16 protein-coding genes are annotated in these 15,311 nt (G+C 69.1%); 13 read left to right on the top strand and 3 right to left on the bottom strand.

Features of this window, described 5'->3' with window-relative positions; genetic code table 11:
• The first annotated feature begins 7 nt into the window (after positions 1–7).
• The 13 genes from rsfS (at position 8) to ACFSGX_RS16300 (ending at position 12,217) form a co-directional block, all read left to right on the top strand.
• Positions 8–427: a ribosome silencing factor gene (gene rsfS / locus ACFSGX_RS16240; protein ID WP_380931363.1), complete on the top strand. Its 420-nt coding sequence runs from the start codon at positions 8–10 to the stop codon at positions 425–427.
• Between the two features lie 3 nt (positions 428–430).
• On the top strand, positions 431–853 hold the full coding sequence (locus ACFSGX_RS16245) for a 23S rRNA (pseudouridine(1915)-N(3))-methyltransferase RlmH (protein WP_380931626.1): 423 nt from the start codon (positions 431–433) through the stop codon (positions 851–853).
• Between the two features lie 50 nt (positions 854–903).
• Positions 904–2,094: a murein hydrolase activator EnvC family protein gene (locus ACFSGX_RS16250; protein WP_380931364.1), complete on the top strand. Its 1,191-nt coding sequence runs from the start codon at positions 904–906 to the stop codon at positions 2,092–2,094.
• 117 nt (positions 2,095–2,211) lie between these two features.
• Positions 2,212–3,558, top strand: coding sequence for a S41 family peptidase (locus tag ACFSGX_RS16255; RefSeq protein ID WP_380931365.1), 1,347 nt, complete (start codon positions 2,212–2,214; stop codon positions 3,556–3,558).
• Positions 3,559–3,799: 241 nt separating this feature from the next.
• Positions 3,800–4,282 (top strand): disulfide bond formation protein B, encoded by a 483-nt coding sequence (locus ACFSGX_RS16260; protein WP_380931366.1) that lies wholly within the window; start codon positions 3,800–3,802, stop codon positions 4,280–4,282.
• 74 nt (positions 4,283–4,356) lie between these two features.
• The gene (locus ACFSGX_RS16265; protein ID WP_229673959.1) at positions 4,357–4,848 is read left to right on the top strand and encodes a demethoxyubiquinone hydroxylase family protein; all 492 of its coding nucleotides are present in this window, start codon (positions 4,357–4,359) and stop codon (positions 4,846–4,848) included.
• Between the two features lie 60 nt (positions 4,849–4,908).
• Positions 4,909–5,292: a hypothetical protein gene (locus ACFSGX_RS16270; RefSeq protein ID WP_380931367.1), complete on the top strand. Its 384-nt coding sequence runs from the start codon at positions 4,909–4,911 to the stop codon at positions 5,290–5,292.
• A 101-nt stretch (positions 5,293–5,393) separates the two neighbouring features.
• A complete protein-coding gene (locus tag ACFSGX_RS16275) occupies positions 5,394–7,883 on the top strand; it encodes a TonB-dependent receptor (protein WP_417774586.1) in 2,490 nt (829 codons plus the stop codon).
• 10 nt (positions 7,884–7,893) lie between these two features.
• Positions 7,894–8,619 carry a tetratricopeptide repeat protein gene (locus ACFSGX_RS16280; RefSeq protein WP_380931368.1) on the top strand — a complete coding sequence of 242 codons (726 nt, stop codon included), beginning with the start codon at positions 7,894–7,896 and terminating at the stop codon, positions 8,617–8,619.
• The gene (locus tag ACFSGX_RS16285) at positions 8,616–9,299 is read left to right on the top strand and encodes a Fe2+-dependent dioxygenase (protein ID WP_380931369.1); all 684 of its coding nucleotides are present in this window, start codon (positions 8,616–8,618) and stop codon (positions 9,297–9,299) included. Before ACFSGX_RS16280 ends, ACFSGX_RS16285 begins: the two co-directional genes overlap by 4 nt.
• Positions 9,300–9,347: 48 nt before the next feature.
• Complete coding sequence (locus ACFSGX_RS16290; RefSeq protein ID WP_380931370.1) at positions 9,348–10,088, top strand: LytR/AlgR family response regulator transcription factor; 741 nt, start codon at positions 9,348–9,350, stop codon at positions 10,086–10,088.
• Between the two features lie 231 nt (positions 10,089–10,319).
• The gene (locus ACFSGX_RS16295; RefSeq protein ID WP_380931371.1) at positions 10,320–11,414 is read left to right on the top strand and encodes a sensor histidine kinase; all 1,095 of its coding nucleotides are present in this window, start codon (positions 10,320–10,322) and stop codon (positions 11,412–11,414) included.
• A complete protein-coding gene (locus ACFSGX_RS16300) occupies positions 11,411–12,217 on the top strand; it encodes a LytR/AlgR family response regulator transcription factor (RefSeq protein ID WP_380931372.1) in 807 nt (268 codons plus the stop codon). Before ACFSGX_RS16295 ends, ACFSGX_RS16300 begins: the two co-directional genes overlap by 4 nt.
• A 193-nt stretch (positions 12,218–12,410) precedes the next feature.
• Here ACFSGX_RS16300 and msrB read toward each other — a convergent pair whose 3' ends face one another.
• The 3 genes from msrB to ACFSGX_RS16315 are packed head-to-tail and all read right to left on the bottom strand — an operon-like array spanning position 12,411 to position 15,106.
• A complete protein-coding gene (gene msrB / locus ACFSGX_RS16305) occupies positions 12,411–12,908 on the bottom strand; it encodes a peptide-methionine (R)-S-oxide reductase MsrB (protein WP_380931373.1) in 498 nt (165 codons plus the stop codon).
• Between the two features lie 39 nt (positions 12,909–12,947).
• Positions 12,948–14,180 (bottom strand): ABC transporter permease, encoded by a 1,233-nt coding sequence (locus ACFSGX_RS16310; RefSeq protein ID WP_380931374.1) that lies wholly within the window; start codon positions 14,178–14,180, stop codon positions 12,948–12,950.
• A complete protein-coding gene (locus ACFSGX_RS16315) occupies positions 14,177–15,106 on the bottom strand; it encodes an ABC transporter ATP-binding protein (protein WP_380931375.1) in 930 nt (309 codons plus the stop codon). The genes ACFSGX_RS16310 and ACFSGX_RS16315 overlap by 4 nt, the downstream gene beginning before the upstream one ends.
• Positions 15,107–15,311: the final 205 nt, after the last annotated feature.

Raw genomic sequence — 15,311 nt, forward strand, 5'->3', positions numbered from 1 at the left:
AGGTTTCTTGCCTGCATCCCCCGCCCCGAAGAGTGTCCCGCCCGTCCGTACGCCGGACGAGTCGATCGACGCGCTTCACCGGATCATCCTTGCCTCGCTGGAGGATGACCAGGCAATCGAGACCGTCTCGATCCCCCTCAGCGGCAAGTCGACGATCGCCGACTATATGGTCGTGACGTCGGGCCGCTCGACGCGTCAGGTCGCGTCGATGGCCGCCAAGCTGGCCGAGCGCGTCAAGGCCGAAACCGGCCGCCCGGCGCGGATCGAGGGCCTGCCGACCGCCGACTGGGTGCTGCTCGATGCGGGCGACATCATCGTCCACCTGTTCCGGCCGGAGGTGCGCTCCTTCTACAATCTCGAACGGATGTGGGCGTTCGGCGATGCGCCGGCCGTCGCGGGTCCCGTCCACGAACCGTTCGAGGACTGACGCCTGCTCCTCCACATTGTCGCGCGCGGCCGGATCGGTCGCGGGCCGGAGGCCGATCTGGTCGATCGCTATCTCGGCCGCATCGCGGGGCCCACGCGCGTCACCGAACTGCCCGACACCGGCGGCCGCATGCCGCCCCGCGCGCCCGCGACCAAGCTGGTGATGCTGGATGAGAAGGGCGACCAGACCGGCTCGCTCGCCTTCGCCAACCTGCTCGGCCGCTGGCGCGACGACGGCACGCGCGAATGCCGCTTCCTGATCGGCGCGGCGGACGGTTTCGACGATGCGCAGCGTGCCGAGGCAGACCTGCTCATCGCGTTCGGCCGCGCCACCTGGCCCCATTTGCTCGCCCGCGCGATGCTGGCGGAACAGCTGTTCCGCGCCATGTCGATCCTCGCCAACCACCCCTACCACCGCGAAGGCTGATGCCCGCCGCCCGAACCACCGACCGTTCCCCGGCGCAGGCCGGGGCGTAGGTGACCCGCCACCCCAAGGGCCCCGCCCTCCTCCTCATCACCGCGCTCCTGGCCGCAACCCCCCTCCTCGCCCAGACCGTGGCTGAGGAACGCAAAGCCCTCGCCCAGGCCCGTGCCGACGCCCGCGCCGCCACCGCCCGCGCCCAGCGTTACGAAAGGGAGGCGACCCAGGCCGAAGGAGCCGCCGCCCGCACCCGTCGCGCCGCCGCCGCCATCGCCGCACGCATCCAGGCGGCGGAGGCCGACATCGCCGCCGCCCGCGCCCGGATCCAGCTCGTCGACACGCTCCGCGCCCGTCAGCGCACAAGACTGGCGACGGTCCAGGCCCCGATTGTCCGGATGGCCGCCGCGCTCCAGACGCTCGCCCGCCGCCCCGCCGCCCTCGCCCTCGTCCAGCCCGGTTCGATCGACGATGTCGTCCACGTCCGCGCGCTGCTCGCCGCCGGCGTCCCCGCGATCCGCGCCCGCGCCGCCCTCGTCCGCACCGAACTCGCCCGCACCGAACAGCTTCGCATCCAGGGCAACCGCGCCGCCGCGGCGCTGGTCGCTGGTCGCGACCGCCTCGCCCGCGAACGCATCGCGCTCGCCCGGGTGGAGGCCGGCCACCTCGCCCGCTCCGCCAGCCTGGTCGACACCGCCATGGCCGAACAGGACCGCGCGCTGGCACTGGGCGAGGAAGCGCGCGACATCATGACGCTGATGGAGGAGATCGACGTCCGCGCCGCCCGCCGCGACCGGCTTGCCGCCCTCCCCGGCCCGATCCCACGCCCGCTTGTCCCCGGCCTCGTCGCCGTGCCGGTGCCCGAACCCCTGGCGGCCGACCGACCGCCGCCCTACCGGCTGCCCGTCGTCGGGCGCGTGCTCACCGGCTTGGGCGAGGTCTCCGACGCCGGCATCCGCGCGCGCGGCGTCACGCTGTCCCCCGCCGCGAGGGCGCAGGTCGTCTCGCCCGGGGCAGGCCGGATCGCCTATGCCGGCGGGTTCCGCGGCTATGGCCGGATCGTCATAGTCGATCATGGCGGCGGCTGGACGACGCTGCTCACCGGCCTCGGCCGCACCGCGGTCATCGCCGGCCAGACGGTCGACGCCGGCAGTCCGCTCGGCACCGCGGCCACGACCCGCCCGTCGATCACCGTCGAACTGCGCCACGACGGCCGCCCGGTCGACATCGCCCCGCTGCTGACCGGCTGAGCGGGACCATTCGCCCCACCCCGTCAACCCATGGTTCAGCTACGAACGGCGACTATCTCTGTTAACGGCAACCATGTATCCTGCCCGGCAACGTCCGTTCGAAAGCTCCGTCACTCCATGACCAAGGCCCTGCTGCGTCCTCTTCTCCTCGTCGGTGCCGTGGCATTGGTGCCCGCGGTCACCGCCGGCATGGCCGCGACCGATGTCCAGACCTACCGCGAACTCGATCAGTTCATGAACGTGTTCGAACGGGTCCGCGCCGAATATGTCGACAAGGTCGATGACAAGACGCTGATCAAGGGCGCGATCGACGGCATGCTCGCCAGCCTCGATCCGCACAGCTCCTATCTCGACGCGCGCGATTTCCAGAACATGAAGACGCAGACCGACGGCGAATATGGCGGCCTTGGCCTCACCGTCGGGATGGAGGACGGCGCCGTGAAGGTGCAGTCCCCGACCGAGGATTCACCCGCCTTCCGCGCCGGGATCAAGTCCGGCGACTATATCACGCACCTCGACGGCAACCTGATCTACGGCGGCACGCTCGACGAATCGGTCGACAAGATGCGTGGCGCCCCCGGCAGCAAGGTCCGCCTCACCATCGTCCGCCCCGGCCGCGACAAGCCGTTCGACGTCACGCTGGTGCGCGAGATCGTAACCGTGAAGCCCGTGAAGTGGGAAGTCCGCAACCGCGTCGGCATCATCAACATCAATGCGTTCAGCCGGCTGACCGGCGACGCGGTGCGTTCGGCGCTTGTGTCGATCGACAAGTCCGTCGGCGGCCGTCCGCTCGGCTATGTCATCGATCTGCGCTCCAACCCCGGCGGCCTGCTCGACCAGTCGATCGAGGTCGCCGACGCCTTCCTCGAACGCGGCGAGATCGTGTCGCAGCGCGGCCGTGAGAAGGCGGACATCGAACGCTATTACGCCAAGCCCGGCGACCTGTCGCACGGCCTGCCGATCGTTGTGCTGGTCGACAGCGGCTCCGCATCCGCGGCCGAGATCGTCGCCGGCGCGCTGCAGGATCAGCACCGCGCCCTCGTCATGGGCGAACGCAGCTTCGGCAAGGGGTCGGTCCAGACACTGCTTCCGCTGTCGGAGGACACCGCGCTGCGCCTCACCACCGCGCGCTACTTCACCCCGTCCGGCCGCTCGGTGCAGGAGGGCGGGATCGAACCCGACCTCCTCGTGCCGCAGATCAGCGACGCCGATTTCAAGGAACGCCCGCGCCTGCGCGAGGCCGATCTGCGCCGCCATCTGATCAACGAGGTCAAGGTCGACGACAAGATCCTGGAAGACGACGGCAAGACCGATCCGCGCTTCGCCCAGACCGCGGACCAGTTGAAGAAAGCCGGCATCACCGACTTCCAGCTCGACTACGCCATCCGCACCGTCTCCCGCCTCGCCACGCCCGCCGCGACGGCGGCGCTGGCCGCCCGTCCGACGAGGACCGCAGCGAAGTGACGCAGGGGCGCTCCTCTGGGCGAACACCGGATCGCTCCCCGGCGAAGGCCGGGGCCTTGACGCCACCGCTTCACCTAGGCCCCGGCCTCCGCCGGGGAACGCGACGCCCGTCCCACAAAACTCCGTATCCCGGCGGATGCCGGGATCCAGCTAAGTCGCACACGACAACGCCCGAACTTCACACGCAACGCATCACGCCCATCTGGATCCCCGCATCCGCGGGGATACGTGGTGCAAGCGCATGACCCCCACCCGCCCCCTAAGCCAAGCCCGCACCCTGGCCCTCCTCGTCCCAGCCATCGCCCTCACCGGCGCGCTCGGCTCGCAGTACATCGGCCACCTCTACCCCTGCGAAATGTGCCACTGGCAACGCTGGCCGCACTACGCCGCACTCGCCCTCGCGTTGACAGCCTTCGCGACCCGAGACAGCAAAGCCACCCGCCCGCTCGTCCTCCTCGCCGCGCTCGCGATCTTCATCTCCGGCGCGATCGGCGTCTTCCATGCCGGCGTCGAATATCGCTGGTGGGAAGGCTTCACGACCTGCACCGGCCTGCCCAACGGTGCGGCCGGCGGCGACATCATGGCGCAGATCCTCGCCGCGCCGATCGTGCGCTGCGATCAGGCCCAGTGGACGCTCGGCGGTATTTCGCTCGCCGGGTTCAACGCACTCCTTTCCATTCCCGCCGCCATCGCCATCTGGGTGTTATGCCTGAAGCAACGCTGATCCCCGCCGCCCCGCCCGCCACCGCGACGCCGCTTCCCGCGGCGCCCAAACGGCCGCCCGCCGCGCATGATTCGATGGTCCGCGTCGATCAGGCCGGCGAATATGGCGCCACGCGCATCTATGCCGGCCAGCTTGCCGTCATGGGCGATCGCGGCCGCGCCTCGCGCCTGATCGCCCGCATGGCCGCGCAGGAGGAACGCCACCGCGCGATCTTCGACCGGATGATCGTCGATCGCGGCGTCCGGCCCACCTTGCTCCACCCGATCTGGAACGTCGCCGGGTTCGCGCTCGGTGCCGCGACCGCGCTTATCGGTCCAAAGGCCGCCATGGCCTGCACCGCCGCGGTCGAAACCGAAATCGACATCCATTACGAGGACCAGCGCCAGGCGATCGGCGACACCGACCCCGAACTCGGCGCCATCGTCGCGGAGTTCCAGGCCGAGGAAGTCGAGCACCGCGAAATCGCGCTGGCGGAGGGGGCGGAGGACGCATTCGGCTACCCCGTCATGTCGGCGCTCATCCGCTTCGGCTGCCGCGTTGCGATCGCCACGTCGAAGCGGATCTGACCGGACGCATCCCCCCGTGCGCCCGTGCGTTCGGACCAAGATAGAACAGAGGTACACGACATGCGCGCATCCTTCCTCCTCGCCGCCGGGCTGCTCTCGGGCCTCGCCGGCATCGCCGCCCCCGCGGCGGCGCAGACGCGCGGCACCGTCATCACCATCTTCGGCAACGACAAATGCCCGGTCAGCAACGGCGAACAGACCAACATCTGCGTCCGCGCACCCGAGTCCGAGCGGTTCCGTATCCCCGAGACGCTGCGATCGAGCAACGACGCCGCCCCGACCGCGCAGAAGCGCGTCGACGCCGCCCGCGCGGTCGACAACAGCACGATCGGCACCTGCTCCGCATCCGGCCCCGGCGGCATGATCGGCTGCCAGCGCGAGGAATTCGCCAAGGCACGCGCCGAGCGCAAGGCCGCCAAAGCCGCCGTTCCCGTCATCGAATGACGCCTAGTCGCTTCTCATTCGCAATAGCGATTGACTCGATTGCGAGTCAGTCGCATTAGCTTCCCCGGGAGCCGGAACCAACCGGCTGGGGAGAAGCAACTTTGTCCGACGTCGCCACCACCGCCGCGCCTATCCGCCCGGCCATGTTCCTCGCGCTTGGCTGCGTCGGCTTCATCGCCTCCGCCCCCGCCTGGGCCGCCGATACGGACGGCGCGAAGGACGACGGTGCGTCTGACATCCTGGTGAACGGCGTCCGTGAAAAGCCCAAGCTCATCTCCCCCAAGGCGGTCGCCGACCTGATCGACACGCCGCGCTCGATCGTCGTGATCGACAAGGAAACGATCCGCGAAACCGGCTCCGCCTCGCTGGTCGAGGCACTCCGCACCGTCCCCGGCATCACCTTCGGCGCGGCGGAGGGCGGCAACCCGATCGGCGATCGCCCCTTCATCCGCGGGTTCGACAGCCAGGGCTCGACCTATCTCGACGGCGTCCGCGATATCGGCGCGCAGAACCGCGAGGTGTTCGCGGTCGAACAGATCCAGGTTGTGCGCGGGTCGGACAGCACGCTCGGCGGCCGCGGTTCCGCCGGCGGCTCGCTCAACATCGTGTCCAAACTGCCCGAAGCGCGCACCTTCGCCACCGCGGACCTGAGCTTCGGCACCGCCGACTACAAGCGCACCGTCGCCGACCTCAACTACCAGTTGTCCGACACCGTCGCGGTCCGGCTGAACGGCCTCTGGCACGATCAGGACGTCGCCGGCCGCGACGCGATCTACAGCAAGCGCTGGGGGGTCGCGCCGTCGATCACCATCGGCCTCGGCACGCCGACCCGACTGACCGCCAGCTACTACCATCTCGAAAGCGACGAGCTGCCCGACAGCGGCATCCCGTTCCTTTACACGATCGGCAACACGCCCAAACTCGGCACCCATTATTCCGAGCCCGCGGTTGGCGCGATCACCACCATCGCCGGCACCACCGGTACGGTCGACCGCGACACCTATTACGGGCTGAAAGACCGCGATTTCCGCGACGCCACCACCGACCAGGCCACGCTCCGCGTCGAACATGATTTCGGTGGCATCACGCTGCGCAACTCGTCGCGGTTCAGCCACAGCGCGCAAAGCTACATCTTCACCATGCCCGACGACAGCCAGGGCAATGTCTACGGCACCAACGCCGCCAGCCCCGCCACCGCGGGCGGCCAGGTCTGGCGCCGCGCCAACACGCGCTTCGGCTCGACCGACTCGATCATCAACCAGACCGACCTGTACGGCACGCTCTCTACCGGCACGATCAAGCACAGCTTCGCGGTCGGCACCGAGGTGTCGTGGGAAAAGGCCGTCCGCGGCGCCTACATCCTGTCCGACGGCCGCAACGGCAGCCCGCGGTGCAGCGCGCTCGGCGTCGCACGCTACACCTGCACCAGCGCCTTCACGCCCAACCCGAACGACCCGTTCGTCAACTACAGCACCGACACCGCCGTCGGCGTGCCGACCGCGATCACCAAGGGCCTGCCGATTACCCGGACGCAGAACGACGCCCGCACCATCGCGGCCTACGGCTTCGACTCGATCACGCTCACCGACGCGCTGATCCTAAACCTCGGGCTGCGCTACGACGACTTCCACATCGAATCGCAACCCGGCCTCGGCGCCACGTCGACCGGCCCGCGCTACCGCCTGACCCGCGACGACGAACTGCTCAACGGCCAGGTCGGCCTCGTCTTCAAACCGACCGCGCACAGCAGCCTCTACGCCTCGTTCGCCACCGCCGCGACGCCGCCGAACAGCCTGCTTGGCGAGGGCGCCGAACAGAACGGCATCGCCGCCGCCGCGGGCACCGCGGCGGACCAGATCGCCGCCGCCACGCTCCTGCTCGACGCGCTGAAGGTCGAAAAGACCAAGTCCTACGAGGTCGGCGCAAAGGTCGATCTGTTCGGCGACCGGCTCTCGCTCACCGCCGCCGCGTTCCGCACCGAGACCAAGAACGCCCGCGCCACCAGCGACGCCGGCACCGTCACCTTCATCGGCGAACGGCGGATCGAGGGCGTCGAACTGGGCGCGAACGGCACGATCCTGCCCGGCTGGACGGTCACCGGCGGCTACACTTATCTCGATGCGCAGATCGTCGACGGCGGCTTCTCCACGCTCACCGCCGCCGCGGTCGGGGCACAGGCCGCCAAGACCGTCAGCGTCGTGTCGGTCAACACCGGCCGCCGCTTCCCGCAGACCGCCAAGCACAGCGCCACGCTCTGGACCAACTGGCAGGCGACCCCCGCGTTCAGCATCGGCGGCGGCGGCTTCTACACCAGCCGCGTGATCGGCGGCTATTCCGACAACCGCAGCGCGGTCCAGGACGCGGCCGGCGTCGTCACCGTGATCCCCGCGACCAAGACGCTGATCCGCTCGGTCCCCGGCTACTGGCGGTTCGACGCGCGCGCTGCCTACCGGTTCAGCAACGCGATCGAACTGGCGGTCAACGTCCAGAACCTAACCGACAAAACCTATTTCAACCAGGTCTATACCGCCCACTATGCCGGCATCGCCCCCGGCCGCTCCGCCTTCGCCACGCTCAGCCTGAAATACTGAGCGCCGCCCGATGACCGCCGCCGCCCTCGACACGCTCTCCCCCGCGGACCTTACCGCCGCACTCGCCGGCCCGGACCGCGTCGCACTCGTCCGCCGCGCCGCGCTGGCCGGCGTGGCGGAGGCGCAGATGGTGCTCGGCCAGATGCTGCTCGACGGCCGCGATCTGCCATCGGACCCGGCCGCCGCGTTCGGTTGGTTCACCGTCGCCGCCCGCGCGGATCATCTGCCCGCGATCAACATGGTCGGGCGCTGCTACGATCTCGGCTGGGGCGTCGCGGTGGACAAGCCGCTTGCCGCGCGCTGGTACCGCACCGCCGCGCAACGCGGGCTCGACTGGGGCATGTACAATTACGGCACGCTACTGGCACTCGGCGACGGCGTACCACAGGACCGCGCCGCCGCGCTCGCCTGGTTCGGCCGCGCCGCCGACATGGGCAATGCCAAGGCCGCGAACTTCGTCGGCAGCTTCCACGAGGACGGCTGGGTCGTCCCCGTCGACCTCACCGAGGCCGCGCGCTGCTACGCAGTCGCCGCGGCCGGCGGCGATTTCCGCGGCCAGTTCAACCACGCCCGCATGCTGATCGACGCCGGCGACCTCGCGACCGCCCGAACGTGGCTCGAACGCAGCGCCGCCGGCGGCAACCCCCGCTTCCGCGCACAGGCCGCCGCCTGGCTCCGCGCCCACCCGCTGCCCGCCTGCGCCGCGCTCGCGCCGCTGTTCGATCCGGCCGCATGATGCACGCCATCCCCGATATCCTGTCGCCGACGGCAGTCGCCGACCTCCGCGCCCGCCTGCTTGCCGCCGACTGGATCGACGGCAACGCCACCTCCGGCGCACAGTCCGCGCTTGCGAAACGCAACCGCCAGCTGCCCGAGGACTCGCCCGTCGCGGCCGAACTCGGCAGCCAGGTCCTCGACGCGCTCGGCCGATCGCCCTTGTTCGTCGCGGCCGCCCTCCCGCTCAAGGTCTACCCGCCGCTTTTCAACGCCTACAGCGGCGGTGAGGCGTTCGGCACGCATGTCGACGCCGCAATCCGCATCCGCCGCGGCAGCGATTTCCGCATCCGCTCCGATCTGTCCGCCACGCTCTTCCTGTCCGACCCCGACGACTATGACGGCGGCGAACTGGTGATTGAAGGCGGCCTCGCGCCCCAGCGTATCAAACTGCCCGCCGGCCACATGCTGCTCTATCCGGCCAACACGCTCCACCGCGTGGAACCGGTCACGCGCGGCACGCGGCTCGCCGCCTTCTTCTGGATCCAGTCGATGGTCCGCGACACGCCCGCCCGCACCATGTTGTTCGATCTCGACCGGAGCATCCAGGCGCTCGGCACCGCGCTCGATCCCGGCCACGCCGAACTCGTCCGGCTGACCGGCCTCTACCACAATCTCCTGCGCCGCTGGGCAGACGCCTGATGCCTTGACGGCTCGACTAACCCGTTCCGACAAGCCAAGAACGGCGCCATGCCCGCGCTCCGCATCCTGATCGTCGATGATGAAACGCTCGCCCTTGACCGGCTCGAAACGATGCTGTCGCGGATCGACGACGTCGTGGTCGTCGCCCGCGCGACGGACGGAATCGACGCGGTCGACCGCATCGCGGCACTCCGCCCCGACCTCGTCCTGCTCGACATCCAGATGCCCGGCCTCGACGGGCTCGGCGTCGCCGCGGCGCTCGGCGACGGCCCGCGCCCCGACCTCGTCTTCGTCACCGCGCACGATCATCACGCCCCCGCCGCGTTCGACGTCGACGCGGTCGACTATCTCCTCAAACCGGTCGATCCGGACCGCCTCGCCCGCGCCATCGCCCGCGTCCGCCAGCGCCGCAGCGGCCGCCCCCCGGTCACGCCCCCCATCGCCCCGGATGCACCAGTCGGCACCATGCAGGATCTCTGGGTCCCCGACCGCACCGGCCTGCGCCGCGTGCCGATCGCCGACATCGGCTGGATCGAGGCGGCGCGCGACTATGTCCTGCTCCACGCCGCGGACCGCAGCCACATGCTGCGCATCACCATGACCGATCTCGAACGCCGCCTCGCGGGCTCCGCGCTCGTCCGCGTCCACCGCTCCGCCTTCGTCCGCCCCGACCGCGTCGCCCGCATCGGCCGCTCCGGCCGCACCGCCGTCCTCATCCTCACCGACGGCACCCAGGTCCAGGTCGGCCCCAGCTACCTCGACAAACTGGACGCTATCCTCGCCGGCTGAAGCACTCCCCGGCGGGGGGCTTAGGCCAGAAACAACCAAGAACCGAGGAATAACCAAACCCCCTCTCCCCTCCGGGGAGAGGGCCGGGGAGAGGGGCAGTGGCTTGGGCTAACCAAACCCCACCCGCGAACCACCCAGAAAATCCCCCCACCCCAACCCTCCCCCCGATGGGTGGAGGGAGCACATCCCACAAAGCTTCTCCCCCGCCCCCCTTTCCTCTATCATGCCCCAATGGCATCCCTCCGTCCCGGCGCCCGGCCCTTCTTCGATGACAAGAACCGCGCGTTCTGGATCCTGCAGTCTGCCGGCTGGACCGGCTATTTCCTGCTCCGCTCGCTCAATGGCATCGCCAACGCGATGGGCTTGCTGTTCATCGTGCCCACGGCACTCGCCACCGCGTCTGGTTTCTCGCTCACGCTGCTGATGGCCGCGATCTTCCGCCGCCTCATCACGATGAAACCGATCATCACCTGGGGCGTCTCGATCCCGATCCTGCTGATCGCGTCGGCGGTGTTCTCGACAATCGAGGTGTGGGCGCACGCCACATTTTACCGCCCCGGCGTGATGCCCTCGGGGCTGGAATTCTTCGGCGCGATCATTCTCGATTTCTCGCTGCTCGTCGCCTGGTCCGCGCTCTATTACGGCATCAATTTCTACCTGCTGCTCGAACAGCAGCTCGATCGCGCGGCCAAGCTCGAAAGCCAGGCCGCCACCTCGCAACTCGCGATGCTGCGCTACCAGCTCAACCCGCATTTCCTGTTCAACACATTGAATTCCATCTCGACTCTTGTCCTGCTGAAACAGACCGATCGCGCCAACGCGATGCTGTCGCGGCTCTCCTCCTTCATGCGCTACACGCTGGTCAACGACCCCGCGGGCGAGGTCACCGTGGCGCAGGAGATCGAGACGCTGAAACTCTATCTCGAGATCGAGAAGATGCGGTTCGAGGACCGGCTGCGCACCAGCTTCCGCGTCGATCCGCCCGCCGACCGCGCCTACCTCCCCTCGCTGCTGCTCCAGCCGCTCGTCGAGAATGCGATCAAGTACGCGGTGACGCCGAAGGAGGACGGTGCGGACATCTCGGTCGAAGCGCGGCTCGCCAACGGCCGGGTCCAGATCCGGGTGTCCGATACCGGGCCGGGGTTGAACGAGGGCGTTCCGCGGACCACCTCATCCACTGGCGTCGGCCTGGCGAACATACGCGACCGGCTGGCGCAAGCCTATGGCGCGGACCAGCGCTTCGATATTCAAACGAATCCGGAAGGAGGGTTCGCCGTCTTGATCGAAATCCCCTTCCGGCCTGAGTTATCCAAGGAACACGCATGACGATCCGCACCATCCTCGTCGACGACGAATCGCTGGCGATCCAGGGCCTGCAACTGCGGCTCGAACCGCATGAGGACGTCGAAATCATCGAAACGTGCAGCAACGGTCGCGAAGCGATCCGCGCCATCAAGACGCACAAGCCCGACCTCGTCTTCCTCGACATCCAGATGCCCGGCTTCGACGGCTTCTCCGTCATCCAGGGCCTGATGGAAGTCGAACCGCCGCTCTTCGTCTTCGTCACGGCCTACATGGACCACGCCCTCCGCGCGTTCGAGGCGGACGCCGTCGACTATCTCATGAAACCGGTCGAAACGGACCGCCTCGCCGACACGCTCGACCGCGTCCGCCAGCGCCTCGCCGCCCGCCGCGGGCAGGAGGAAGCTGGCCGCCTGAAGGAAGTGCTTGCCGAAGTCGCACCCGACACGATGGACGCCATCACCGACGGCAATAGCAGCGAAGCCCCCGCCGCCAACCGCTTCGAAAAGCTCATCAACATCAAGGACCGCGGCCAGATCTTCCGCGTCGATGTCGACACGATCGAGCGGATCGACGCCGCCGGCGACTATATGTGCATCTACACCGGCGACAACACGCTGATCCTGCGCGAAACGATGAAGGACCTCGAAAAGCGCCTCGACCCGCGCCGCTTCCAGCGCGTCCACCGCTCCACCATCGTCAACCTGGACCTGGTGAAGGAGGTCAAACCCCACACCAACGGCGAATGCTTCCTCGTATTGGGGTCCGGCGCCCAGGTGAAGGTCAGCCGCAGCTACCGCGACGTGGTCGCCCGCTTCGTCCACTAAAAGAACCACTGTTCCCCCGCGGACGCGGGGGTCCAGCTAAGCCCCAGAAGCTGCATCCAAACACGAAGCTGGATCCCCGCATCCGCGGGGATACTCAAACTTGGTTGCTCCCCGGCGAAGGCCGGGGCCTAGGTAAAACACTTGCACCAAGGCCCCGGCCTTCGCCGGGGCACAACCTACGCGGTGACGAGGCTCACTTCCCCACCAAGAACCGCATAGCCACCCCATTCATACAGTAGCGCAACCCGGTCGGCTTCGGCCCATCGTCGAACACATGCCCCTGATGCCCGCCACACCGCGCGCAATGCACCTCGGTCCGGCTCATCCCCAGCGTCCGGTCGGTCGTCGTCCCCACCGCACCCTTCAGCGGTGCCCAGAAACTCGGCCACCCCGTCCCGCTGTCGAACTTCGTCGTCGATGAAAACAGCGGCAACGCACACCCCGCACACACGAACGTCCCGCGCCGATGCTCATTGTTCAGCGGACTGCTGAACGGCACCTCCGTCCCCTCCTGCCGCAACACGCGGTAGGCCGCGGGGCTCAGCTTCGCCCGCCACTGCGCATCGCTCAGCTTGAACGGGAAATTGCCCTTCGGCGCGGCGGATCCGAACCCGCTCCACCCGAACAGCCCGATCGCGCCGCCGACGCCCAGCGCCGCCACACCCAGAAACCCACGCCGCGTCCCGTCCATGCCGAACATCCTACATACTGCAAGGACTGTACGTAGGGTTCAAACCGCCGGTTTCATCCCCCGCCGCCGGAACCGGCCGAGCCAGCCACCGCCACCCGACTTCAGCACGCTCCGCCGGAACAGCCCCGCCGCGATCCGCACGATCACCGCAACCCAGATGAGCTGCCAAACGATCGCCAGCAGATGCGGCCACAACGCCGGCCCCTGCGCCGCGCGCGCCAGCATCGCGAACGGGCTGCTCCACGGGAACAGCGCCGCCGCGATCCCCATCGCCGACTGCGGCGCGCCCAGCGAGGACGACGCGAACGCCAGCACGCCCATCTGCCCCATCGTCACGGGCAACGACATCATCTGCACCTCGCGCGGCGAGGCCGCCTGCCCGCCGATCCCGATGAACAGCGCCCCCAGCAACAGGAACAACGTCGTGAAATACGCCAGCCCCAGCACCAGGAACAAAGGCCACCCCACCGCCGGCGCGGGCACCGCCGGCAACTGCCCGGCCGCCAGCGCCAGCCCGGTCAGCACCGCCCCGCCCCACACCGCGATCCCCGTGAACGACATCGCCAGCATCGCGAACAGCTTACCCAGAAAGATCGCATCGACCGGCACCGCGGCGGCCAGCACCTCGATCACCTTGCTCGATTTCTCCTCGATCATGTTGGACAGCAGCATGCCAGCCAGGATCATCGTCAGGAACATCAGCAGGAACTGCCCGGCGCGCGCGATCAGCGTCCGCCCGGACCGGTCCGTCCCCGCCGCGCGGTCCACCGGACGCTCGACCACGTCGACCACCGGCGGCACCTGCCCGTCCAGCGCCCGCATCTGCCGCGCGCTGTCCAGCACCAGCCCGATATCGCCACCGACCGACCCGATCCCGCCACGGCTGCCGGTCAGCGTCGGCCGGTCCAGCCCGCCGGTCAGCACCGCGACCACGCCCCGCCCGCCGCCATCGGCGAGCAGGCGCTTCACCTGCACCGACTCCGTCCCATCCGGCATCACCATCCGCAACCGCGGCAGCGCGTTCGGCCCCAGCCGCGCGGACAGCCGCGCACCGGCATGACCGATCGCCGCCGCCGTCTCCGGCGCCGCGATCACCGCGACGGTCGGGTGCAGCGTCTCGCGGTCCTGGCTCGCCCCCATCGCGCCGAACCCGACGCCCGCGATCACCGGCAGCAGCGGGAACAGCAGGAACAGGACGAACGTCTTCGAAAACACCGTCGCGGCATAATCGCGCCGCGCGATGACCAGCGCGGCCCGGATGATCTCCCTCATGCCACCGGCTCCTTCTGCGCATCCAGTTCGGCCGCGACCGCCGCCCCCGCGATCGCCACGAACGCATCGTGCAACCCCGGCCGCTCGATCGACAGCGTCTCGATCCCCGCCCCGCCGTCGATCAACGCCTTCAGCAACGGCTCGACACCGCTCTCCGGCAAGGCGAAGCTCCACTCGTTCCCCTCGGCCACCGCGTCCGCCGGCAACGCCGCGCGCCACGCCCCGTCCGCCGCGCGCGTCCGCACCCGCACCTGCGGCCGCAACCGTCCGCGCGCCTCGTCCACGCTCCCGTCGAACCGCACGCGCCCGCCCGCGATGATCGCGATCCGCTCGCACAGCCGCTCCGCATGCGCGATGACATGCGTCGAAAACAGCACCGTCACCCCCTCGCGCGCCTGCCCGCGGATAAGCCCTTCCAGCCGCCCCTGGTTCAGCGCGTCCAACCCCGAAAACGGCTCGTCCAGTACGATCAGCCGCGGCCGATGCACGATCGTGCCGAGCAGTTGCACCGTCTGCGCCATGCCCTTCGACAACGTTCGGATCGGTTTCAACCGGCTCTCGCCCAGCCCCGCCTCCTCCAGCAACGCATCCGCCCGCACGCGCCCTTCGCGCAGCGGCAATCCGCGCAGCGCTCCCATGAACGCCACCGCCTCGCGCGCCGTCATCGCCGGATACAGCCCGCGCTCCTCCGGCAGATACCCGACATGATGCGCCGCGCGGATCGGCCGCGCCTCGCCCAGCAGCGTCCGGTGCCCCGCGTCCGGATCGATGATCCCCAGCAGCATCCGCAACGTCGTCGTCTTGCCCGCCCCGTTCGGCCCCAGCACGCCGAAGATCGCCCCCTCCGGCACACGCAGCGAAATCCCGTCCACCGCCCGCTTGCCGTCGAAAGTCTTGACCAGCCCCTCGGCCACGATCGCATCCATACCGCCCCCCTGACCCGTTTCGCATGGGTTACGCTGCGCCAATTACTTTCTCTAGCCCCTCTCCTTCAGGAGTTCCGAGCGCCGTCAGGTCGGGATTGCCCCCGGCAATCCCTGAAACATGCCGGGGGCATGTTTCACCTGACGGAGATCGGAACTGGGTTGGGGTGGGGGCAACACCACCCCGGCATCCAACGTCGCAGCCTTG

Source organism: Sphingomonas arantia (genome assembly GCF_042682045.1).
GTDB lineage: Bacteria > Pseudomonadota > Alphaproteobacteria > Sphingomonadales > Sphingomonadaceae > Sphingomonas_R > Sphingomonas_R arantia.

Bases quoted from the DNA above. Each gene is read 5' to 3' on its own strand.
- ACFSGX_RS16255 (WP_380931365.1), top strand. From the start codon at position 2,212: ATGACCAAGGCCCTGCTGCGTCCTCTTCTCCTCGTCGGTGCCGTGGCA.
- ACFSGX_RS16260 (WP_380931366.1), top strand. From the start codon at position 3,800: ATGACCCCCACCCGCCCCCTAAGCCAAGCCCGCACCCTGGCCCTCCTC.
- ACFSGX_RS16265 (WP_229673959.1), top strand. From the start codon at position 4,357: ATGGTCCGCGTCGATCAGGCCGGCGAATATGGCGCCACGCGCATCTAT.
- ACFSGX_RS16270 (WP_380931367.1), top strand. From the start codon at position 4,909: ATGCGCGCATCCTTCCTCCTCGCCGCCGGGCTGCTCTCGGGCCTCGCC.
- ACFSGX_RS16280 (WP_380931368.1), top strand. From the start codon at position 7,894: ATGACCGCCGCCGCCCTCGACACGCTCTCCCCCGCGGACCTTACCGCC.
- ACFSGX_RS16285 (WP_380931369.1), top strand. From the start codon at position 8,616: ATGATGCACGCCATCCCCGATATCCTGTCGCCGACGGCAGTCGCCGAC.
- ACFSGX_RS16290 (WP_380931370.1), top strand. From the start codon at position 9,348: ATGCCCGCGCTCCGCATCCTGATCGTCGATGATGAAACGCTCGCCCTT.
- ACFSGX_RS16295 (WP_380931371.1), top strand. From the start codon at position 10,320: ATGGCATCCCTCCGTCCCGGCGCCCGGCCCTTCTTCGATGACAAGAAC.
- ACFSGX_RS16300 (WP_380931372.1), top strand. From the start codon at position 11,411: ATGACGATCCGCACCATCCTCGTCGACGACGAATCGCTGGCGATCCAG.
- msrB (WP_380931373.1), bottom strand. From the start codon at position 12,908: ATGGACGGGACGCGGCGTGGGTTTCTGGGTGTGGCGGCGCTGGGCGTC.
- ACFSGX_RS16310 (WP_380931374.1), bottom strand. From the start codon at position 14,180: ATGAGGGAGATCATCCGGGCCGCGCTGGTCATCGCGCGGCGCGATTAT.
- ACFSGX_RS16315 (WP_380931375.1), bottom strand. From the start codon at position 15,106: ATGGATGCGATCGTGGCCGAGGGGCTGGTCAAGACTTTCGACGGCAAG.